The organism is Streptomyces bathyalis, assembly GCF_015910445.1.
GTDB lineage: Bacteria > Actinomycetota > Actinomycetes > Streptomycetales > Streptomycetaceae > Streptomyces > Streptomyces bathyalis.
In genome coordinates, this window is sequence record NZ_CP048882.1 from 2925891 (window position 1) to 2946204 (window position 20314).

A 20314-nucleotide genomic window follows, 5' to 3' on the forward strand; every position below is an offset into this window, starting at 1 on the left:
AGCCCCGGCCCGGGGAGCCCGGCCGGCTTCCCGGCGGGCGGTCGCCGGGGAAACCGACCAGCGCACGGCCGAGATCGTTCGCCCTTCCGCACCACGCGGCACCGTGCTAGGCTCGCGGACAAGTTGCAGTTTGGTTTCCTTGCAGTACAGAGCCTGCGGAGCATGTGACCGCGGGCTCTCGTCGTTTTCAGAGACTTCTTAGCGGGGTTCTGGGAGCAGGGCGACCCTTATAGGCCCAAGGAGGGCTTATGGCTACCGGAACCGTCAAGTGGTTCAACGCTGAAAAGGGCTTTGGCTTCATCGCCCAGGACGGCGGCGGTCCCGATGTCTTCGTCCACTACTCCGCGATCAACGCGACTGGCTTCCGCTCCCTGGAGGAGAACCAGCTCGTGAGCTTCGACGTGACCCAGGGTCCGAAGGGGCCGCAGGCGGAGAACGTCACCCCTCAGTGACCTGAGTCGTACCACCCAAGGAGCCCCCGCCGGAATCGTCCGGCGGGGGCTCCTGCCGTGTGGTGGGTGTGGGGGGGGAGGCGAGCGCGGCTCAGGAGCGTTCGTGGCCGGCGAGCGCGGCGGCCTTCTCCGCGGACGCCGACCGCTCGTCGCGGGCGGCCTCCACCGCGAGGTGCGGGTACGCGTGCGCTCATCGGTGCCGACGCGCACGTCCGAGACCTCGGCCACCCGTGGGTCGCAGCTCAGGTCGCGCTGATGGCCTCCTTGTGGTCCGGGCCAGCTGACCGGGGTCCGGCTGCCGGGTTGCCGCGGTGTCCATGTGGCGTGCTCCTTCGTGACTGCGCCTGCCTGCTGACCGCTGGCCCGCTCATTTGCCCCGGGCCTGTCCTGTGCCGGTCTCATCGTGTGGGGGCTCCGGAGGGGTGGCCGGATGGACCGCTGTCCGCGCCCGGCCCGGCGTCGAGCACCGCTTCGAGCACCGCCGCCGGCGAGACGGCTCCGGGATCCGGCGTTCCGATGCTCCGCTCGGCGAGCGGCCGGGCCCCTCCCAGCAGCGGGCGCAGCCGCGACGTACTGCCGCCCGCCGCGACCGCCGGCGAAGGAGGAGGGGCGGGAAGGTCTGCCGGACCGGATCGGCATCCCCACGTCATCGTTGCTGGCTACGCCGACGTGCTGCCCTTCATGATCGGCGGCGTGGAGGCCGGTCGCCTCGCGCCGTACATGACGGACCACGGCGCCGGACGGACGTCACGGACGTGAGGGCCGGCGATGTGATGACCGTCCACGGCGTGACGGGGCGGCTGGCCTCCCTGGTCATCCGGAGCACTCGCCGAGATCCGGGGCCCGCGCCGATGTGATCCGGCTCGGGCTGTGGATCTGGATCGTCTTCGACGCCCTCCGTCTGCCGGCCGCCGCCTGGGCACGGCCGTCGGCTGGTTCTGCTTCGCCTTCACCTGCGGCCTTCGACCCTGGGCTCCGAGGGGCGAGCCTGACGATTCCGCCCCTCGGGGAGCTGGGACCCCTTGGTCCGCGCTCGGGCTCATCGCCGCGGGCGGACCGCCGTCGCTGTGCGAGGCGGGCGCGTGCCCGTGCGGGCGGCGACGGGCCGGTCCCGCCCGAACCGGCCACGAGGCAGGGCCTGTTCAACAACCCCATCGTGAAGTCCCGCGTCGCCGTGGGCCGCGCCGTGCGGATCCTCGACACCCGCTGGCCGGTGCGGACGGTGTCACCATCGTCTTCACGGCGCTGTACCTCGTGGCGGCGGCGCTGACGTTCGTCCTCAAGCTGCCCGAGGAGGAGGGCGGTCGGCCGCGGACGGCACCCCGGACAGCGGCGGCGCCACGGAGCGCGTCGCCGAACCCGAGGCGGCGAAAGCCTCCGCCGCCGCTCCGGCGAGCGGACGCAGAGCGAACGCAGCGCGCCGGGCCCGCACGGAGACGTGCGGACCCGCCACGTATGCGCGTACATCGGCCCGACGCGACAGCGGTGATTGAAACCGTGAACAGCCCGGCAAATAGGGAAGATTCCCTGCTCAGGGACTGTACGTGTGTGCTAAAAGTGAATCCGCTGTGGGGTCAATTTGTGGCCGCGGCAGTACCGTCTGTCATGCACCGGGTTAAGGGGACCATCGGGAAACGCTCGGAGCACGGGAGCTGCTCATGTTGACCACATGCCCGCACTGCGGCACCAGATCGCCTGCGACGGCAGACGCCTGCGCGGGATGCGACCGCGCCTTGTATCCACTGACGGCGCCACCGCCGCCGCCACCTTTCAAGTTCCGCACCAGGACCAACTATGTCCGGCTGGGGATCACATTGGGCGTCATGGCCCTCCTGGTCGGCGCGGGAGCGTCCTCGGGCATTCTGATGAACCGTGAAGACGCCCGGGACAACCGCGCGTCCGACAATCAGGTCTCGCAGTACAAGATGGTCGACACTGGGGCCTCACCCGAGCCCTCGGTGACCACCGAGGCGGCATCGCCGAAGCTCAAGAAGAAGAAAAAGGCCAAGTCTCCCAGTCCCTCCACGAGCAAGCCGGCCACGAGCGCACCCGCGAAGCCCAAGCCTCCCGAGGACCCGTCCCCCGGCAACGGGCTGCCGGCCGGATTCCGCACCGTCGTCGACGACAGGGGCTTCTCCCTTGCCGTGATGAAGGGCTGGGACCGCAGGGAGCTGAGCCCCACCCAGGTCGGCTACATGCCGCCGACGGGCGACGAATACCTCCAGATCAGCGAGGTGGAAGGCGCACCGAGGGCCTCCTTCATCAACTACCTGGAGATGGAGCAGGCCATGCAGGAGTCGTCCAACGGCTACGAGCGCATCAGCCTGTCGCACGTCGAATACCAGGGGCACCCGGGCGCGCGCTGGGAGTTCATCTACACGCCGGAGTCGGGCGAGCCGATGCACGTTCTGCAGCAGGCGTACATCGACGACGAGGGCACCGAGTACACGATCTACGTCGAGGCCAGGCACCGCCTGTGGGACTCCGGTACGGAGCAGGTCTTCACCACGGCTCTCAACACGTGGAAACAGCCTTAGAAGACAGGTGAGGGCACGGCGGCCGGCTGAAGGGAGCAGGTTTCAAGTCCCTCACGGTCGGGGGCGGTTGACCGTTTCCCCCGGGTCGACCGCCCCCGACGTCTGAGCACCGCCCGGGCGCCGCGCGGGGCGTCGCACCACTTGTGTGCGGCCCCGCACGGCGCCGGACAGGCTGCCGCGCGCTACTTCCGTACGCCGCAGTTCGAGCCGCTGTTGAAGTACTCCTCGTCCCCGATGACACCGCTCCACTCGATGCAGTGCCCGGTGCCCTCCTCCACGTACACGGGGCCCGCGTAGGTGGTGAACTCGCCCTCGTCGACGACCGGTTCGGTCTCCTCGTCGTCGAGGAGCACGCGGACGGTTGCCGCCATGTGGATCGGGTCGTCCTTCGCGTTGCGCACGGTGACGACGCAGTTCTTGCCGCTCTTCGAGTTGTACGTCAGGAAGACGGTGCCCAGGTCGGCGATCCCGGCGGAGTTCACCACCGAGTACCCGGCGCCGCACGCCCCGTTGTAGGCCGCCTTCGGTGCGGGGCTCGCGGCAGCGGCAGCGGTGACACCCGGCGTCGTGCCGGTGGCCGTCGTCGCCGCGGAGGCGGAGCCAGCGGTCGTCATCAGGCCCGTGCCCGCGACGAACAGGGTGACGGCTGCCAGAGCAGCACTCTTCGAACGCATAACTGTTCCCCCAGTCATGGTCATCTGTCTTGCCCGGTCGATGGTCGGTCGATCGGGATCGGCGGCATCCGCCGGTCCATCAGAAGAGACCGGCGAACAGATGCGGGGGTTGTACACGGATCTCGGCCAAACCGGCGGGCTGTCGCTGATGCCCGCCGGCAGAGGCGGACGTGTTGCATTACTGACCGGCTCGCCAGTCAGCACCACAACGGCGGTTCACCTGTGTTTCTGTCCGACTTCTGAAAGCGATGTTGCGTTTTCCTCAACACGCTCGTACGGTGACGCCCATGCAGCAGGAGTCATCGAGCCGGGTCGCGGACGCCGTCGGCGACGTCTCCGCACGCGTACGGCAGGTGATCGGCGAAGTCGGTTGCAGCCAGCGGGAGTTCGCGCGGCGCATCGTCATGGACCCCTCGAAGCTCTCCCGCTCTCTGGGCGGCAGCCGCCGCTTCACCGTCGCCGAACTGGCGCGCATCGCAGACGCGGGCGACGTGGACGCCGCGTGGCTGCTGGGTTCGGGCGCGGGAGCCGGTGCCCGCTCCGGGCCACGGAGGGGCAACGGCGACGCGGGCGGGAACGCCGCCTCAGCGGCGCCCGAGGGCGGCCGGCCGCTTCAGATCGTCCGCGAAACGGTGCGCCTCATCGCCGAATCCGGCTTCCACGCCGTCCGGGTCTCCGACATCGCGGAGGCATGCGAGACGAGTACCGCCGCCATCCACTACCACTTCCCCGGCCGTGCCGAACTGCTCGAGGCCGCCATCCGCTGGTGCATGGACGAGGACACCGCGCGCCGTGCCGCCCGCACCGCCGAGGCCCGCGACGCGGCGGACGAACTCCGCCAGCTCATCGACCTGCAGATCCCGTCGAGCCCGCAGCAGCGCCGGCAGTGGCTGGTCTGGCTCGACCTGTGGGCGGAGGCGGCCCGTTCCACCGCGGTCGGTCAACTCCACGTCGACTACTACCGGCAGTGGCGTACGACCGTCGCCGACGTGATCCGGCGCGGCATCACGCAGGGCGTCTTCCGCGAAGTGGACCCGGAGTTCGCCGCCCTGCACCTCACCGCTCTCATCGACGGCCTGGCCGCCCAGGCCCTGGCCACGGCACCGGCCCCGGACCGGCTGGGGGCACGTCCCGGGACGGAGCCGCAGGCGGACGGCGCCGAGACCATGCGGACCGCGCTCCTCGCCCATGTCGAGACGGAGCTCGCCGCGAAGCCCGCCCCGTAGCCGACCACGCACCGCACAGCCACATCCGTCCGGACAGCCAACTGCCAACTGCCAACTGCCGATCGCCGATCGCGTCCCGACTCCCGTCCGACACTCACCCGATCCCGAATCCCTGTCCCGTCAGGCCGTAAGAGCGGAGGAAGACCATGCCCATGAACAGCTCCGTCATCATCACGTGTGCGCTCACCGGTGCCGGCGACACCGTCGGCCGCAGCCCGCACGTCCCGGTGACTCCCGAGCAGATCGCACGCTCCGCCGTCGAGGCCGCGGGCGCCGGCGCCGCGGTGGTGCACATCCACGTGCGCGACCCGGAGACCGGCGTAGGGGCGCGCGATCCCCGCCTCTACCGGGAGGTCGTCGAGCGGATCAAGGAGACCGGGACCGACGTCGTCATCAACCTGACCGCGGGCATGGGCGGCGACCTCGTCATCGATCCGGAGAACCCGCTGACGCACCTGCCCGGCACCGACCTCGTCAGCGGCATCGAACGGCTGCCGCACGTCGAGGACCTGCTCCCCGACATCTGCACCCTCGACTGCGGCTCGCTCAACTTCGGCGAGGGCAGCAACCTCTACGTCTCCACACCGGACATGCTGCGGGCTGGCGCCAAGCGCATCCAGGAGCTGGGCGTGCGGCCGGAGTTGGAGATCTTCGACACCGGTCAGCTGTGGTTCGCCAAGCAACTCCGGGACGAGGGACTGCTGGACGACCCGACCGTCTTCCAGCTGTGCATGGGCATCCCGTGGGGTGCGCCTGCGGAGCCGGGCGTCCTGAAGTCCATGGTCGACATGCTGCCGGAGGGCGCACAGTGGGCCAGCTTCGCTCTGGGGCGGATGCAGATGCCGTGGGTCGCGCAGTCGATCCTGCTCGGCGGCAACGTTCGGGTCGGCCTGGAGGACAACCTCTACCTCAGCAGGGGGGTCAAGGCGACCAACGGCCAACTCGTCGAGCGCGCCGTGCAGATCACCGAGCTGCTGGGCGCTCAGGTCGCCACGCCCGACCAGGCCCGCGAACGCCTCGGGCTGAAGCCCCGCGCCTGAGCGGCCGCCCCTGAGCGGATCTTCCGCCGCCCGGGCGCGAAGTCCCAGGGCGCGAAGTCCCGGCGCCCAGGCGCGGCGCCCGGCCCCAGCCCCCGGAGACCCGCACTCCCACTCCCCCACACCCCCACATCCCCGCAGCAGCAACCGTGAGGACACCACCAGAATGACCGCACCCTCCCCCGGCCCGTTCGCCGCTGCCTTCCCGCCCGAGGCCGTGCGCCGAGTCGCCTGCGTCGGAGCCGGCGTGATCGGCGGCGGCTGGGCGGCTCACTTCCTCGCCCGTGGCTACGACGTCACCGCCTGGGACCCGGCCCCCGACGCCGAGCGGAAGCTCCGGCGGCTCGTCGACGCCGCCTGGCCCGCCCTGGAGCAGCTCGGCCTCGCCGAGGGCGCTTCTCGCGGTCGGCTCACCGTCGTGCCCGAACTCCGTGACGCCGTCGCGGACGCCGAGTTCGTGCAGGAGAGCGCGCCCGAGAAACTGGAGCTCAAGCGCTCGCTGCTGGCGGAGCTGGACGCCGCCGCCCCGCCGGGCGCCGTCATCGCCTCGTCCACGTCCGGCTATCCCATGACCGACATGCAGGGCGAGGCCACCGACCCGGGACGGCTGCTGGTCGGCCATCCCTTCAATCCGCCGTATCTCATCCCGCTCGTCGAAGTCGTCGGCGGCGAGTCGACCGACCCCGGCGCCGTCGCGTGGGCGTCGCGCTTCTACGAGGTGGCTGGCAAGTCCGTCATCACCATGGACCGCGAACTGCCGGGCTTCATCGCCAACCGCCTCCAGGAGGCGCTGTGGCGGGAGGCGCTGCACATGGTCGCCAACGGCGAGGCGTCCGTACGCGACATCGACGCATCGATCACCGAAGGACCGGGGCTGCGCTGGGCGTTCATGGGGCCCTGCCTCACGTTCGCGCTCGCGGGCGGTGAGGGCGGAATGGCCCACATGCTGGACCACTTCGGTCCGTCGCTGAAGTCGCCTTGGACGCGGCTGGAGGCGCCGGAGCTCGACGCGCCTCTGCGTGATGCGATGGTCGAAGGGTGCGAGGAGGCGGCCGCCGGCCGCTCCATCGCCCAGCTCGTGGCCGAGCGCGACCAGGGGGTCATCGACGTGCTCCGGGCGACGGGCCGCCTGCCGCAGGGCAGCGGGGGGCACAAGGACCGAGGGGACGCCACAGCCGAAGGAGAGAGCACGTGAGCACAGATCAGGGCGAGACGACCGAGGGGCAGGCCGCAGCGCAGAGCGAGCCGCCCGCCGAGGAGCAGAGCGACGGGACGACGCCGGGTTCCGGTGCCGTTTCCGGTTCGGGTGCCGGTCCCAATTCGGGTGCCGGTCCCGCGCAGGACGGGCTGATCCCGGACCACACGGCGACGGTCCGCCCGGAGTGGATCGACTACAACGGCCATATGAACGAGGCGTTCTACGTGCTCGTCTTCGGGCACGCCACGGACGCCATGATGATCGAGACCGGCATGGGCCAGCAGTACCGCGGGGAGAGCGGATGCTCCCTGTACACGGCGGAGGCCCACGTCCGCTATCTGCGCGAGGTCTCCGAGGGCACCGAACTCACCGTGCGCACACGGATCCTGGGAGTCGACGCGAAGAAGGTGCGGCTCGTGCTGGAGATGCGTGCCGCGAACAGGAAGGACCCGGTGGCGACGTCCGAACTGCTGATGATCCATGTCGATCAGTCGGCGGGCCGTGCCGCGCCCTTCCCGGACGCGGTACGCGAGCGCTTCGCGTCGCTGACGGAGAAGGCGCCGGAGTGGGCCGGCAGCTCGATCGGGCCCGTGCCCAAGTCATAGGGGCCGGTGCGCCACAGCACCCACAACGCCCCACGCCACGGGACTTCGCCACGCGGCGTCTCATATGACCGTCCGCATCGCGGTCATGCGTTGACGCGGCGCAGGCGCCACCCACAAAATGCGGTCATGATCCAGCACACCCGTACCGCCGCCGTCGGACGCCTCAGCGTGCCGTGGCGGCGCGGGTGTGAGCGGTCCGGTCGATAGCGCGTCGCATCGCGCATGCACGCTTCGCACACGCGGGTGCGCACGCCGACTCCCTGAGCCGACCGTCGACTTCGAAGGATCATCACCATGACCGTCACCCCCTCAGCCACCCCTGTCCTGCGCGATGCCCGCGTGCCCGCCGACGGCATGTACGAGGGGCGCCGCACCCTGAACCGTCTGCCCGAGGGCACTCGTGAACGCCCGTACGAGCTCTTCGACATCGCACCGCAGGGCCGCCTGATCGGCGCCGAGATCAGCGGCGTCGACCTGTCGCGTCCGCTCACGCCCGAGCTGCGCGAGGAGCTGAACAGGGCGCTCCTGGAGTGGAAGGTGCTCTTCTTCCGCGGCCAGGGCATCACGTCACAGCAGCAGCGCGACTTCGCCGCGAACTGGGGCGAGCTGGAGACCAATCCGCTGCTGGCACGCGGCTCCTCCGCCGAGGTCGTCCGCTTCGAGAAGGGCGGCAGCGGCGCACCGACCTTCGAGAACGTCTGGCACACGGACGTCACCTTCCGCGAACGGCCCGCCCTCGGGGCCGTGCTCCAGCTCCACGAGGTGCCGCCCGTCGGCGGCGACACCATGTGGGCGGACATGGCCGCCGCGTACGACAACCTGCCCGACTCCGTGAAGGCACGCATCGACGATGCGACCGCCGTGCACGACTTCATCCCGGGGTTCGTGCGGTTCTACGGCCCGGAGCGGCTGATCCCGATGCAGGAGGAGTTCCCGCCCGTCGAACACCCGGTGGTGCGCACGCACCCCGAGACGGGCCGCCGGATGCTCTTCGTCAACACCTCCTTCACCACGCACATCGTGGGCATGGACCGTGACGAGAGCGACCGGCTGCTGAGCTTCCTCGTCCGGCAGGCGCACGTGCCGGAGTACCAGGTGCGCTTCCGCTGGCAGGCCGGCGACATCGCCTTCTGGGACAACCGCGCGACGCAGCACTACGCGGTCGACGACTACGCCCCGCACCGCCGGGTCGCGGAGCGCGTCGCGATCGCGGGCGACCGGCCCTTCTAGGAGCAGGCCCCAGGGAGAAACAGCGCTCCCGCCCCCGTGGTTCCGTGACGGAGCGACGCCGGGGGCGGGATCGCCCTGGTGGCCCACGCCGCCGCGGACGAGAACCCGGACCGGGCGGTTCCGGCGCCCTGTACCAGGGCCCAGCGGGCCACACCGGGCTGCGGGACCGTCGGGGGCGGCGGAACGCGAAGTGCACATGCAATGATGCGCTGTTGTGACTACCAGCCGATCTGCCTCGCGGTCGCGCTTCGATCAACTCACCTACGACCTTGATCGCTTGGGCGTGAATCGCCAAGCCTCCGGGCGAGTGCGAGTCGCCATGCACCGCCGCGCTCAGCTAAAGGGCTGGGTCATCCAGGCCGCGACATCAACGACACTGTCCTTGGCGGCGGCCATCTACTTGGCGCACTTGATGGACTTCCCCACGCGCGCAGAATTAGAAAGGCCGGACATAGTCTCTGGCCAGAGGATGACGGAATCGCAGATCAGATTCATTCTTGCAATCCCCAAGTGGCCCCTCTTTGCACTCCTCACAGTGCTCCTCACAGCAGCACTCTTGGCCGCCTTCAGCATGGCGCTGGAAGACACTCGCGGAAGATCCTTTTGGTACATCAAGGACACTGATTCATTCAAGGCCGCACGTCGATACGCACTGGTCATGGTGATCGCGGACACCATCACAGCGTGTGCGGACGCCTACGAGTCGAGACGCGAAGAGCGCGCACCTGCCCTCCGTCAAGTTTCACGACACCTTGCAGCCGTGACCCGATCGCTGCGGACTGCCTATAAATACCGCGGCTCGGTTCCTCTCCGGTCTCACCGACGCCAGATCCTGGATATGCATGCACGTCAAGTCATTGCAGCGATCCACAAGACCGAAGAACGCCTGGACCGCGATACACAGAGCGCTCTCCAGGAACTGAGTGAAATCCTGCTGACAATTTCCCAGCGCTACTGCGATGCCCGTGTCGGCGCCTTGCTGAACGACGAACAGATCGAAGGAGTTCAGCCCGGCCCTGACCGTGAGTGGCTGAGGATCGTCGCGTGGGCCGCGCTTTCCACAGGAGCTGTGATCCTCATTTCGAGGTTGGGTCTTTCCAGCGGCGCTGAGCCGATCGTGATGATCTTCGTCGTCCTCATTGTCATGGCAATTGTCTGGAACCGAAAGGTACGGCAAGCATTCGACCTGTTGGGGATCGTCGTCGGCGGTCCCTGAACACCCGCGTAGCGTCTCCCTCTTGTGACGGCCAGCGCGGTCCCGCCCCCGTGGTTCCGTGACGGAGCGACGCCGGGGGCGGGATCGCACCTTCGAAGCGCGTGCGGGACGCCGGTCGCGAAGGAGCAGCGGGCGGCGGTCCGTTCACACCGTCCGCGCAGCGCACCCGCGGGACGCCTGATGCCTGCGGGGCGAGGAAGCGCTTGTGAGCACGACGCCCGTGCGGCGCAGGGGGCCAACGTTGTGCTCTGCGTGCACAACTGCGGCGCAACCCCTTCACGAGATACTGACGGGTCAGTACGTTCCATCCCAACGAGCCCAGCATTTCTGAATCGTTGGGAGACCCCCCATGCAGAGCCCCACCCGAAGAGGCCCTCGTACCGGAGGAGCCCGAACCAGAGCGGTCACCGCAACAATGGCGGTGGCCGCTCTGTGTGTTTCCGGCGGCGCGGTGGCACCGGCTGCCGCTGCCGCCGGCGGTCACGCGGCCACATCCCACGCCGCGAGCAAGGGCACGAGCGCGAGCGCCGGCACCGCCGCGGCCGGGCAGCCCGGCGACATCGTCAGCGCCGAACCGAGCGAGTTCCAGGTCTTTCCGGGCGTGCCCATCCCCACGCACGCCTGGACGATCAAGTACAACTCGACCGACGCGAACGGGAAGTCCAACACCGTCTCGGGCACCGTCCTCGTCCCCAAGGACGACCGCGAGGGCCCGCGCCCCCTGCTGACGTACGCGGTCGGCACCGTCGGAATCGCCGATCAGTGCGCGCCGTCCGTCAACTTCCCGGTGGGCAAGACGAAGGAAGCACCGCTGATCGAGGGGGCCTTGCTGCGCGGCTGGGCCGTCGCCGTCACCGACTACGAGGGGCTGGGCACGCCCGGCACGCACACCTACACCGTCGGCCGGGCCGCCGGTACCGCGGTGCTGGACGCGGCCCGCGCCGCCCAACGCCTGCCCGGGGCACAGGAGAAGGGGGTCTCCCAGGACTCGCCCGTCGGCATCATGGGCTACTCGCAGGGCGGCCAGGCCAGCGGCTGGGCGGCGGAACTCGCCGGCACCTACGCCCCCGAGCTGAAGGTCAAGGGCACCGCCAGCGGCGGCGTCCCGGCGGACCTGCCGAAGGTCGCGGAGTACAACGACGGCGACGAGGAAGCCGGTCTGGTGCTGATGTCGGCGATCGGCCACGACGCCGCGTACCCCGAACTCGGCCTGGACCGCTACCTCAACGACGAGGGCAGGCGGATCACCGGGATCATGAAGGAGGGCTGCCTGGCCGAGGCGTCGGAGGCCGGGGCGAACAAGTCCGTCGAGGACGTCACCACGAAGGATCCCAACCAGGAACCGGACTGGCAGCAGCGTCTCGCCGAGGACAAGCTGGGCACCAAGGCACCGGGCGCGCCCGTGTACCTGTACCACGGTGAGGCCGACGAGATCATTCCGCACGACGTCGGGAAGCAGCTGCGCGCCGACTGGTGCGCGAAGGGCAACACCGTCGAGTGGACGAGCTTCCCGCTGTCCCCGCACGCGGGTACCGCGATCCTCGCCTCGATCCCGGCGATGAACTGGCTCTCCGATCGCTTCAAGGACGAGCCCACACAGGGCGACTGCGGCAGCTGAGCCCCTCGGCACGAGCCGCGCCCGTAACGGCTCCCGGCCCCGCTGACCTGCGCAGGACGCAGGTCAGCGGGCCCGGGGGCCCGGGATTCCTTCGACGAGACGGAAGCTCTCGAGGACGACCTCCGTCGTGTCGTCGACGGTGAACTCCGGGTCGCCGAGCGCCGTACGCATGGCGCTGCTGTTCCAGAAGTCCTCGTGGTCCGAACGCCAGGCGGCCACGGACTCGTGGCCCTCACCCTCGTCCTGGACGTGCCCCAGGTCCACTTCGCCGAGCGCGACGACGCGGACCTCGGTCGTCTCGATGACGGCGACGGGATTCGCGGCCGAGTCGATGACGACGGCCCTGGACCCGCACTCGGGCAGTGGCTCGCCGTCGTGCCGGTACTCGCGAAGCAGGCCCGTCGTCGCGGTCTTGCGGCCCTGAAGTATCGCTGCGACGAGCTCTTCCCGCAGCGGTCCGGGGAAGCCGAATTCGGCGCGCGGCAGGGAGGCGAGCTCCTGCGGCAGTGCGGATTCCGATGAGGAAGTCATCCACTCACCCTAGGACGGCGGCCACGTGCTCCCGGCGGCACGTAGCCGGCGCCCTTCGCCGGTGGCGCCGTCCTGCACGCACGCTCTCCCCCACTTCGCGGGCGGGGGCCCGGCGGCCGGGGTGCGTGAGGCCAACACCGGCTGCACCGCCGGGTCGACGAGCGTGGGGGGCCGCGACGTGTCCGCGTGCGCCACGTGCGTAGGGGCGGCAGAAGTACGACGGGATCAACAGCAGCCCGCGGCCGTGCAGATGCACGTCGTGGTCGGCGGGGTGGTCGCACTCCAGCACGGGAGGGTCTCAGCGGATGACGGGCCCGAACGTACGGAGCATCGCCTCGGTCCCGCGTCCCGCAGTGCCACTGGACGAGAGCCCGCCGTGCGCGGTCATCCGCGGTGCGCGCGCAGATGCGCTGCCACGACATGCCGAGGGCGAGCCGCCGGTAGCCGCGCAGCGCCGCCCCAACTGGTGGAGTCCGGGCACCGCGCCCCCCCCGCGGACCCGGTCCACGACTTGAGGGGCCCGTTCGCCGCCAGCCGGCCGATCTGGTGGCTCAGCCGGCTCCGCGGCGTCGAGAGCAGCACGTCCAGGCCCGACTCGAAGCGCACCCCGCGGTGGCCACCGCGGCGGCCACCGCGGGGTGCCTCACCGGTCGTACAGCTTCGCGATCTCCCGCTCGAAGTCCCGCAGGATCGCAGCCCGCTTCAGCTTCAGGGACGGCGTGAGATGCCCCGCGTCCTCGGTGAAGTCCTGAGGGAGGACCGCGAAGCGGCGGATCGATTCGGCGCGGGAGACCATCCGGTTCGTCTCGTCGACCGCCTGCTGGAGATTGGCGAGCAGGTCGCCGTCCTGGACGAGCTGTTCGGGGGTGAGGTCCTGCTTCTTGTGCATCTGCTGCCAGTGGGCGAGACCGTCCGGTTCGAGGGTGATCAGCGCGGTGATGTACGGCCGGTCGTCGCCGATGACGAGGCACTGGCTGACGAGCGGATGTGCGCGCAGCCAGTCCTCCATTGGTGCCGGGGCGATGTTCTTGCCGCCGGAGGTGATGATCAGGTCCTTCTTGCGGCCGGTGATCGTCAGATAGCCCTCGTCGTCGAGGGTGCCGATGTCGCCCGTCGCGAACCAGCCGTCGTGCCCGACGTCCGGGACGGCGCCGTTGCGCTGCGGGTCCCAGTAGCCGCCGAAGACGTGCGCGCCCCTCAGCAGCACCTCCCCGTCGTCGGCGATCCGCACCGCCGTACCCGGTACGGGCCAGCCGACGGTGCCCAGGCGGGGCTTGAGCGGCGGGGTGCATGTGGAGGCCGCGGTGGTCTCGGTGAGCCCGTAGCCCTCGAACACCGAGATCCCGGCGCCCTCGTAGAAGGCGGCGAGGCGCGAACCGAGCGGCGAACCACCGCTGATGACATAGCGGCACCGGCCGCCGAGCGCGGCACGTATGCGGCGGTAGACCAGCAGGTCGTACAGTCCGCGCGCCGCCTTCAGACCGGCGCGGGGGCCGTTCCCGCGTCCGTGCTCCTGCTCCTCGACGGCCTCGCCGTATCGGCGGGCGATGCGCGCGGCGCGGTCGAAGGAGGAGGCGCGGCCCATCTTCTCGGCCGTGGCGCGTCCGGTGTTGTAGACCTTCTCCAGCACGTACGGGATGCCGAGCAGGAACGTCGGGCTGAAGCCCCCGAGATCGGCGAGGAGTTCCTCGGTCTGGATGCTCGGCGCGTGCCCGAGCCGTACGCGCGCCCGCATGCACCCGACGGCGACCATCCGCCCGAAGACGTGCGAGAGCGGCAGGAAGAGCAGCGTCGAGGCCGGGTCCTTGCTGACGGACTTGAAGACGGGGTGCAGCAGTTCGATGGCGTTGTCGATCTCGGCGAAGAAGTTGCCGTGGGTGAGGACGCAGCCCTTGGGCTGTCCCGTCGTGCCCGAGGTGTAGATGAGGGTCGCGATGTGTTCAGGGCTCACGAGCCCGCGCCGCTCCGCGACCGCTTCGTCGTCCAGGTGCCTGCCGGACGCCGCGATCTGGGAGAGCCCGCCGGCGTCGAACTGCCAGAGGTGTTCGAGTGCGGGCATGGCGCCGCGCTCCGCGGAGAGCATCCGCGACTGCTCCACGTTCTCCACGGCACAGCCGCGCGCACCGGAGTGCTGGAGGATGTAGCGGGCCTGAGCGCTGGAGGACGTCGGATAGATGGGCACGGTGACGAGCCCGGCTGCCCAGCCCGCGAAGTCGAACAGCGTCCACTCGTACGTGGTGCGGGCCATGATGGCGATCCGGTCCCCCGCCTCGAGGCCGAGTCCGATCAGGCCCTTCGCGACGTTCAGGACCTCGTGCGCGAACTCGGAGGCGGTCACGTCCCGCCAGGTTCCGTCCGGCTGCTTGCGGCTGAGCACCGCTTCGAAGGGCGCCTCGACGGCGTTGGTGAACGGGATGTCGCCGAGGGAACCGCTCGTGACCACGGGTGCGAACGGAGGCATGCTGACCTGCCGTACGACGCCGTCCAGCACCTCCTTCTCCGGCTCGACGAGCGTGGGGCCCGCGGAGGCGGGCGCAGGGACTGGACTGGCGGGCTGGGTCGTCACGAGCGGCTCCTGTTCGTGAGGTACCTCGTTGAATTCGGCTGATTCAGCGGACCGGCCGAGCCGGCGGATCGGGGAAGGACGCTCAGGCCCTCTCCAGTACGGCAGTCACCCCCTGGCCCCCTGCCGCGCAGACGGAGATCAGACCTCGCGCCCCGGCTTCGGCTCCCTCCCGCTCCGCGAGGAGCTTGGCGAGGGTGGCGACGATGCGGGCGCCGGTCGCGGCGAAGGGGTGTCCGGTGGCCAGCGAGGAGCCGGCGACGTTGAGGCGTTCGCGGTCCACGGGCGTGAGCCCGCGCTTCTCCCAGGCCGCGAGAGTGGCCAGCACCTGGGACGCGAACGCCTCGTGGATCTCGAAGAGTTCGAAGTCCTCGATGCCGAGTCCGGCGCGCTCCAGCATCCGGGGAACGGCGTAAGCGGGAGCCATCAGCAGACCGTCCTCGCCGGGCCTGCCGTCCTCCTCGTAGAAGCTGACGGCTCCCGTCTCGTAGGCGGTCAGATACGCCAGCGGCGCGAGGCCGTGCCGTTCGGCCCACTCCTCGCTCGCGAGCAGCACTGTCGCGGCGCCGTCGGTGAGCGGGGTGGAGTTGCCGGGCGTCATCGTCGCGTCCGGTTCTGAGGTGCCGAAGACGGGCTTCAGCTCGGCGAGTTTGTGCGCTGAGGTGCCGGGCCGCAGGTTCTGGTCGCGTGCCAGGCCCCGGAAGGGGACGACGAGGTCGTGCAGGAAGCCGCTGTCGTAGGCGGTGGCCAGGTTGCGGTGGCTGGCGGCCGCGAGCGTGTCCTGGTCGGCCCGGGTGATGCCCCAGTCGCGTGCGGTGCGGGCCGCGTGCTCGCCCATGGACAGGCCGGTCCGCGGCTCGGCGTTGCGCGGGATCTCCGGTACGAGGTGGCGCGGGCGTACGCGGGAGAGTTCCTTCGCGCGGTCCTTGAGCGTCTTCGCCCTGCGCGTCGCGAGGAGGATGCGCCGCAGCTCGTCGTTGACGCCGAGCGGTGCGTCGGAGGCGGTGTCGGCGCCGCCCGCGATGCCCGCGTCGGTCTGGCCCAGCGCGATCTTGTTGGCCACGGCGATGACAGCCTGCAGACCGGTTCCGCACGCCTGCTGGATGTCGTAGGCGGGAGTGCGCGGGTCGAGCCGGGAGCCGAGGACGGTCTCCCGCGCGAGGTTGAAGTCACGGCTGTGCTTGAGCACGGCACCGGCGACGAACTCCCCGACCCGGCGTTCGCCGGTCAGCCCGAACCGCTCGATCAGTCCGTCGAGTGCGGCCGAGAGCATCTCCTGGTTCGAGCAGGACGCGTACGGTCCGTCCGAACGTGCGAAGGGGATGCGACTTCCGCCGATGACGGCAACTCGCCGCGGGGTGGAACCAATGAGGCCGCTGGAACTCATCCTCGACCAAACTCCTGACCTGTAAGTAACCTTACTCGGAAGTAAATCTACGCGAGCTGGAGGAATCGGGGAATGGCTGACCGATATCTGCATTGGACCAACACAAGGCCCGGCCGCCTCGTGACCCGCCGGCTCGGCCTCCCCCGTCCCGTACCGCTGCACCGCTGGTCGGCGGAGCGGCCCGTACTCGGAGACGGCCCTTCCCCTCACCCTGTGCTGCACCTGACGCCCGTGCCGCCTCGCGGAAGCGAGGGCGACGCCGGTGCGCACACGAAGGAACTCACGGCGGTGCTCGCGGGTGCCGGTCTCCCCGTCCGTACTGACTCCGACGGTGCGGAACCGGGCGAACGCCATGCCGCCGTGGTGGTCGACGCTACGGGCATCCGCGACGTACCGGGACTGCGACGGGTGCACGAATGCCTCCACCCCGTCCTGCGATCCGTCGTCCCGTGCGGCCGCATCGTGCTGCTCGCCGCACGCCCCGACGACGCCGACCACCACCAGGCCGCGGCGCAGCAGGCGCTGGAGGGCTTCGTGCGCTCGCTGGCGAAGGAGACGGGCGGCGGACGCACGGCGCAGCTGGTACGGCTCGCGCCCGGAGCCACGGTCGCGGACGCCGAGTCGACCCTCCGCTTCCTGCTCTCGCCCAGGTCGGCCTACGTCAGCGGCCAGGTCATCGAGATCGGCGAGCACCCGTCCGCCGGAACCGCCGCGGAGACCCCGGCGATCGACTGGGAGCGGCCGCTCCAGGGACGCACGGCGCTGGTCACCGGCTCCGCGCGCGGCATCGGGGAGTCCGTCGCGGCGACGCTGGCACGGGACGGCGCCCACGTCGTCTGCCTCGATGTCCCGCAGGCGGAGGCCGAGTTGAACCGCGTCGCCGAGGCCCTCGGCGGCACGGCCCTGCCGCTCGACATCACCGCGGACGACGCGGGTGCCCGCATCGCGGAGGCGCTGCCGGACGGCGGCCTGGACGTGCTCGTCCACAACGCGGGCATCACCCGGGACCGCAGGCTGGTCAACATGAAGGCCGAGCGGTGGGACCAGGTACTCGAGGTCAATCTGGCTTCCGTGCTGCGCACGACCGACCACCTGCTGGCGGCCGGCGCGCTGCGGCGCGGCACGGGGCGCGTCGTCGCCACCGCTTCCATCGCGGGCATCGCGGGCAACGTCGGCCAGACCAACTACGCGGCGAGCAAGGCCGGAATCATCGGTCTCGTGCGCTCGCTCGCGCCGCGCGCCGCGGCGGAGCACGGCGTCACCGTCAACGCCGTGGCACCCGGCTTCATCGAGACGAAGATGACGGCCGCCGTTCCCTTCTTCATCCGGGAGGCCGGCCGGCGCATGAACTCCCACTCCCAGGGCGGCCTCCCCGTGGACGTCGCCGAGACCACCGCCTGGCTGGCGGGACCCGCGTCCTCCGCCGTCAACGGCCAGGTCGTACGGGTCTGCGGCCAGAGCCTGCTGGGGGCGTGAGCGTCATGCCAATTCGCCGTCTCTCCGCCCCGCCGAAACTGGCGCTGGTCCTCGCCCGGGGAGCCCTCGCCTCACGTTCCAAGCGCGGCCCGTACGAGCAGGCCCGGCTGCCCGACGAACGGCTGATGCTTCCGGATGCGCGCATCGACGCCGGACGGCTGCGCGCGTACACCCGCGTCTGCGGCTTCGCGGACGGCACCGGGCCGGCAGTCGGGCCGCCGGCGGGGCAGCCGGTCGCGCAGGGCGGCGCACCGGCCGGCTCCCCGGTCCCGGCCACCTTTCCGCACATCCTCGGCTTCCCCCTCGCGATGCGGCTGATGGCGCGGCCCGACTTCCCCTTTCCGATGCTCGGCCTCGTCCACACCGGCATCGAACTCACCCAGTACCGCGCGCTGCGCCCGGACGACCGCCCCGAGATCTCGGTGCACGCCGAGGGCCCGGCACCGCACCGTCGCGGCAGCAGCTTCGACGTCGTGACCGAGGCACGGCTGGGCGGTCAGCTGGTGTGGCACTCACGCAGCACGTATCTGTGCCGTCACCGCACCGCGGACACCTCCGGCAAGGGCCGAGGTGTCCAGGGCATCGGGCGCCGGGAAGACGACGCGGAAGCAACGGCCGCGCCGCTGCCCCTGCGTGAGCACTGGGACCTGCCATCCGGCCTCGGACGCCGGTACGGGCGCGCCTCCGGCGACCGCAACCCGATCCATCTGCACCCGCTCAGCGCGAAGCTCTTCGGCTTCCCCCGTCACATCGCGCACGGCATGTGGACCTTCGCCCGCTCCCTCGCCGGGACGGGCGCCGCCGCGGGCAGTGAACAGCTCACCGCCCGCGCGGAGTTCAAGGCCCCGGTGCTGCTCCCCTCGACCGTCGCCTACCACGGGGACGAGCCGACGGCATCAGCCGGCGGCTACCGCGCCCCCGTCCGCGTGCACCGGTTCGAACTGCGCAGCGGAGAAGGGGAGCGGCAGCGGCTGCACCTCACCGGTGAGGTGACCAGCGAGCGCCCTTGATCATCTGTTCCAGGCCGGTCCAGCAGAAGTTCATCAGGGTGGCGGCGGTCTCCTTCGGCGAAGGGGCCGCCTCCGTACGGGCGTTGGCCCACACCGCGAGCGACTCGGCCGCGCCGACCATGGCGTGCGCGAGCCCGGACACCTCCCGCTCGGCGAACTTCTCGTCGCAGCCGGCGTCCACGGCGGCACGGGCCAGCAGCAGCGTCACGAGCTCCGTGATCTCCGCCCGCATCGCGGCGATCTCACGGGCGAACGGTTCGCCCTGGGTGTCGGCCCTGTGCAGCACGGACCAGCCGTCCGGCCGCGCCGCGGTGTGCGCGAAGAACGCGCACAGCCCCTTCCACAACTGCTGCTCGGCACGGGCGCCGGGCACCTCGCTCTTCCCGGTGCCGCCCCGTACGGCCTCGACGAGAGCCGCCCGCTCCCTGCGTATGCACGCCGTGAACAGGTCTTCCTTCGACTTCAGATACAGATAGACCAGCGGTTTGGAGACGCCCGCCTCCTCGGCGATGTCGTCCATCGACGCCGCCTGGTAGCCGTGCCGTGCGAATCCCGCGACCGCGGCGTCGAGCATCTGCCGCTCGCGCACCTCCCGCGGCATCCGCCGGCGCCCCCCGGTTCTCGTGCTGTTGGTCCCCACCTGTACGCCCCTCCGCCCCATCTCCCCCGTCTCCCCACGGAATACTCGGACGTAAGCGTACGCGGACCCTGCGTCAACTCACCTGGCGAGCGCCGGGTTGCCGCACTTCACAAGCGGGGCCGACGCCTCCACCGCTTCTGCCCGCCGCCGCGCCCGTCAAGCGGCAGCACGGCACTCGCGTGCGATTCGCCGGGCACGGGCGCGGGATGAATCCTCCGATACGGGGGCACACCTACCATCCCCGACGTGGATCACACATCGGCCTCCCGCCGGGGAGACGGAGGGCTGGAACGCCTGGAGAGCCTCTCGGACAACGTCTTCTCCATCGCCATGACGCTGCTGGTGCTCGACATCACGGTGCGGCGGGGCCTCAGCACCGAGGGGTTCCTCGAGGCCCTGCATCTGACGCTCCCCCACATCGCCGCGTACGCGCTGAGCTTCGCGGTCATCGCGGAGTTCTGGCTCGACCACCGCCGCATCCTGTCGGCCTTCCCGGCGGTCGACGCGAGAGTCACCGGCGTCACCCTGCTCGGCCTCGGCCTCACCGCGCTGCTGCCCTTCCCCACCGCTCTGCTCGCCGAGTACAGCAGCCAGCCGCAGGCCGTCGCCGTCTACGGGCTGAACGTCGCCGCGCTGAACGCCGTCCATCTGTCGCTGCTGCTCACCTCGCACCGGCGCCTCGGACGCACGGACGACGCCTCCGCACTCCGGACCCGCCGCCTCGACACCTTCGACCTCGCCAGCACCGTTCTCGTCTTCGGCGTCACGGTCCCCCTCGCCTTCGCCTCCCCCACCGCCGCCAAGTGGGTCTGGCTCGCCCTCGTCCCGGCCAAATTCCTGATCGGGCGCAAGCAGGAACGCGCCCGTACGCCATCGGGTGGACAAACGGGGTGACGCGCGCTCAGCCCCGCTTC

General features: G+C 70.5%; 18 protein-coding genes. 12 read left to right on the forward strand and 6 right to left on the reverse strand.

Annotated elements, in window-relative coordinates:
* Positions 1 to 248: 248 nt before the first annotated feature.
* Entirely contained in the window at positions 249 to 452 is a 204-nt protein-coding gene (locus tag G4Z16_RS12650) for a cold-shock protein (RefSeq protein ID WP_028432886.1), read from the forward strand.
* A 398-nt stretch (positions 453 to 850) separates the two neighbouring features.
* On the opposite strand, the gene G4Z16_RS12655 is transcribed toward G4Z16_RS12650, so the two are convergent.
* Positions 851 to 1102 (reverse strand): DAK2 domain-containing protein, encoded by a 252-nt coding sequence (locus G4Z16_RS12655; RefSeq protein ID WP_246530818.1) that lies wholly within the window; start codon positions 1100 to 1102, stop codon positions 851 to 853.
* A 1173-nt stretch (positions 1103 to 2275) separates the two neighbouring features.
* Between G4Z16_RS12655 and G4Z16_RS12660 the strand changes: the two genes are divergently transcribed.
* Positions 2276 to 2989, forward strand: coding sequence for a hypothetical protein (locus tag G4Z16_RS12660; RefSeq protein WP_197350883.1), 714 nt, complete (start codon positions 2276 to 2278; stop codon positions 2987 to 2989).
* 182 nt (positions 2990 to 3171) lie between these two features.
* Here the strand turns inward: G4Z16_RS12660 and G4Z16_RS12665 are convergent, their stop codons facing one another.
* Complete coding sequence (locus G4Z16_RS12665) at positions 3172 to 3603, reverse strand: spore-associated protein A (RefSeq protein WP_425508160.1); 432 nt, start codon at positions 3601 to 3603, stop codon at positions 3172 to 3174.
* A 347-nt stretch (positions 3604 to 3950) separates the two neighbouring features.
* Between G4Z16_RS12665 and G4Z16_RS12670 the strand changes: the two genes are divergently transcribed.
* The 7 genes from G4Z16_RS12670 (at position 3951) to G4Z16_RS12700 (ending at position 11793) form a co-directional block, all read left to right on the forward strand.
* Entirely contained in the window at positions 3951 to 4889 is a 939-nt protein-coding gene (locus G4Z16_RS12670) for a TetR/AcrR family transcriptional regulator (protein WP_197350885.1), read from the forward strand.
* Between the two features lie 146 nt (positions 4890 to 5035).
* The gene (locus tag G4Z16_RS12675) at positions 5036 to 5929 is read left to right on the forward strand and encodes a beta-keto acid cleavage family enzyme (RefSeq protein WP_197350886.1); all 894 of its coding nucleotides are present in this window, start codon (positions 5036 to 5038) and stop codon (positions 5927 to 5929) included.
* Between the two features lie 163 nt (positions 5930 to 6092).
* Entirely contained in the window at positions 6093 to 7121 is a 1029-nt protein-coding gene (locus tag G4Z16_RS12680) for a 3-hydroxyacyl-CoA dehydrogenase NAD-binding domain-containing protein (protein WP_197350887.1), read from the forward strand.
* 152 nt (positions 7122 to 7273) lie between these two features.
* Complete coding sequence (locus tag G4Z16_RS12685; RefSeq protein ID WP_246531278.1) at positions 7274 to 7729, forward strand: thioesterase family protein; 456 nt, start codon at positions 7274 to 7276, stop codon at positions 7727 to 7729.
* Between the two features lie 294 nt (positions 7730 to 8023).
* A complete protein-coding gene (locus tag G4Z16_RS12690) occupies positions 8024 to 8959 on the forward strand; it encodes a TauD/TfdA dioxygenase family protein (RefSeq protein WP_197350888.1) in 936 nt (311 codons plus the stop codon).
* A gap of 214 nt (positions 8960 to 9173) precedes the next feature.
* On the forward strand, positions 9174 to 10175 hold the full coding sequence (locus G4Z16_RS12695) for a hypothetical protein (RefSeq protein ID WP_207794544.1): 1002 nt from the start codon (positions 9174 to 9176) through the stop codon (positions 10173 to 10175).
* Positions 10176 to 10590: 415 nt separating this feature from the next.
* On the forward strand, positions 10591 to 11793 hold the full coding sequence (locus G4Z16_RS12700; protein ID WP_197350890.1) for a lipase family protein: 1203 nt from the start codon (positions 10591 to 10593) through the stop codon (positions 11791 to 11793).
* Positions 11794 to 11856: 63 nt separating this feature from the next.
* On the opposite strand, the gene G4Z16_RS12705 is transcribed toward G4Z16_RS12700, so the two are convergent.
* The 3 genes from G4Z16_RS12705 to G4Z16_RS12715 form a co-directional block, all read right to left on the reverse strand.
* The gene (locus G4Z16_RS12705; RefSeq protein WP_197350891.1) at positions 11857 to 12324 is read right to left on the reverse strand and encodes an ASCH domain-containing protein; all 468 of its coding nucleotides are present in this window, start codon (positions 12322 to 12324) and stop codon (positions 11857 to 11859) included.
* 643 nt (positions 12325 to 12967) lie between these two features.
* A complete protein-coding gene (locus tag G4Z16_RS12710; protein WP_246530819.1) occupies positions 12968 to 14890 on the reverse strand; it encodes an AMP-dependent synthetase/ligase in 1923 nt (640 codons plus the stop codon).
* Between the two features lie 82 nt (positions 14891 to 14972).
* On the reverse strand, positions 14973 to 16274 hold the full coding sequence (locus tag G4Z16_RS12715) for an acetyl-CoA C-acetyltransferase (protein WP_197350892.1): 1302 nt from the start codon (positions 16272 to 16274) through the stop codon (positions 14973 to 14975).
* Between the two features lie 72 nt (positions 16275 to 16346).
* Between G4Z16_RS12715 and G4Z16_RS12720 the strand changes: the two genes are divergently transcribed.
* Positions 16347 to 17750: a 3-oxoacyl-ACP reductase gene (locus G4Z16_RS12720; protein ID WP_197350893.1), complete on the forward strand. Its 1404-nt coding sequence runs from the start codon at positions 16347 to 16349 to the stop codon at positions 17748 to 17750.
* 5 nt (positions 17751 to 17755) lie between these two features.
* Positions 17756 to 18760 carry a MaoC family dehydratase gene (locus G4Z16_RS12725; RefSeq protein ID WP_197350894.1) on the forward strand — a complete coding sequence of 335 codons (1005 nt, stop codon included), beginning with the start codon at positions 17756 to 17758 and terminating at the stop codon, positions 18758 to 18760.
* On the opposite strand, the gene G4Z16_RS12730 is transcribed toward G4Z16_RS12725, so the two are convergent.
* The gene (locus tag G4Z16_RS12730) at positions 18729 to 19361 is read right to left on the reverse strand and encodes a TetR/AcrR family transcriptional regulator (protein WP_197354447.1); all 633 of its coding nucleotides are present in this window, start codon (positions 19359 to 19361) and stop codon (positions 18729 to 18731) included. The genes G4Z16_RS12725 and G4Z16_RS12730 overlap by 32 nt on opposite strands.
* Before the next feature lie 285 nt (positions 19362 to 19646).
* Between G4Z16_RS12730 and G4Z16_RS12735 the strand changes: the two genes are divergently transcribed.
* Positions 19647 to 20294 carry a TMEM175 family protein gene (locus tag G4Z16_RS12735; protein ID WP_246530820.1) on the forward strand — a complete coding sequence of 216 codons (648 nt, stop codon included), beginning with the start codon at positions 19647 to 19649 and terminating at the stop codon, positions 20292 to 20294.
* The last annotated feature ends 20 nt before the right edge of the window (positions 20295 to 20314 follow it).

Excerpts from the sequence above, each read along its gene's own strand:
- G4Z16_RS12650 (WP_028432886.1), top strand. The coding sequence starts at position 249 with ATGGCTACCGGAACCGTCAAGTGGTTCAACGCTGAAAAGGGCTTTGGC.
- G4Z16_RS12655 (WP_246530818.1), bottom strand. The coding sequence starts at position 1,102 with ATGACGTGGGGATGCCGATCCGGTCCGGCAGACCTTCCCGCCCCTCCT.
- G4Z16_RS12660 (WP_197350883.1), top strand. The coding sequence starts at position 2,276 with ATGGCCCTCCTGGTCGGCGCGGGAGCGTCCTCGGGCATTCTGATGAAC.
- G4Z16_RS12665 (WP_425508160.1), bottom strand. The coding sequence starts at position 3,603 with ATGACGACCGCTGGCTCCGCCTCCGCGGCGACGACGGCCACCGGCACG.
- G4Z16_RS12670 (WP_197350885.1), top strand. The coding sequence starts at position 3,951 with ATGCAGCAGGAGTCATCGAGCCGGGTCGCGGACGCCGTCGGCGACGTC.
- G4Z16_RS12675 (WP_197350886.1), top strand. The coding sequence starts at position 5,036 with ATGCCCATGAACAGCTCCGTCATCATCACGTGTGCGCTCACCGGTGCC.
- G4Z16_RS12680 (WP_197350887.1), top strand. The coding sequence starts at position 6,093 with ATGACCGCACCCTCCCCCGGCCCGTTCGCCGCTGCCTTCCCGCCCGAG.
- G4Z16_RS12690 (WP_197350888.1), top strand. The coding sequence starts at position 8,024 with ATGACCGTCACCCCCTCAGCCACCCCTGTCCTGCGCGATGCCCGCGTG.
- G4Z16_RS12700 (WP_197350890.1), top strand. The coding sequence starts at position 10,591 with ATGGCGGTGGCCGCTCTGTGTGTTTCCGGCGGCGCGGTGGCACCGGCT.
- G4Z16_RS12705 (WP_197350891.1), bottom strand. The coding sequence starts at position 12,324 with ATGACTTCCTCATCGGAATCCGCACTGCCGCAGGAGCTCGCCTCCCTG.
- G4Z16_RS12715 (WP_197350892.1), bottom strand. The coding sequence starts at position 16,274 with ATGAGTTCCAGCGGCCTCATTGGTTCCACCCCGCGGCGAGTTGCCGTC.
- G4Z16_RS12720 (WP_197350893.1), top strand. The coding sequence starts at position 16,347 with ATGGCTGACCGATATCTGCATTGGACCAACACAAGGCCCGGCCGCCTC.
- G4Z16_RS12725 (WP_197350894.1), top strand. The coding sequence starts at position 17,756 with ATGCCAATTCGCCGTCTCTCCGCCCCGCCGAAACTGGCGCTGGTCCTC.
- G4Z16_RS12730 (WP_197354447.1), bottom strand. The coding sequence starts at position 19,361 with ATGCCGCGGGAGGTGCGCGAGCGGCAGATGCTCGACGCCGCGGTCGCG.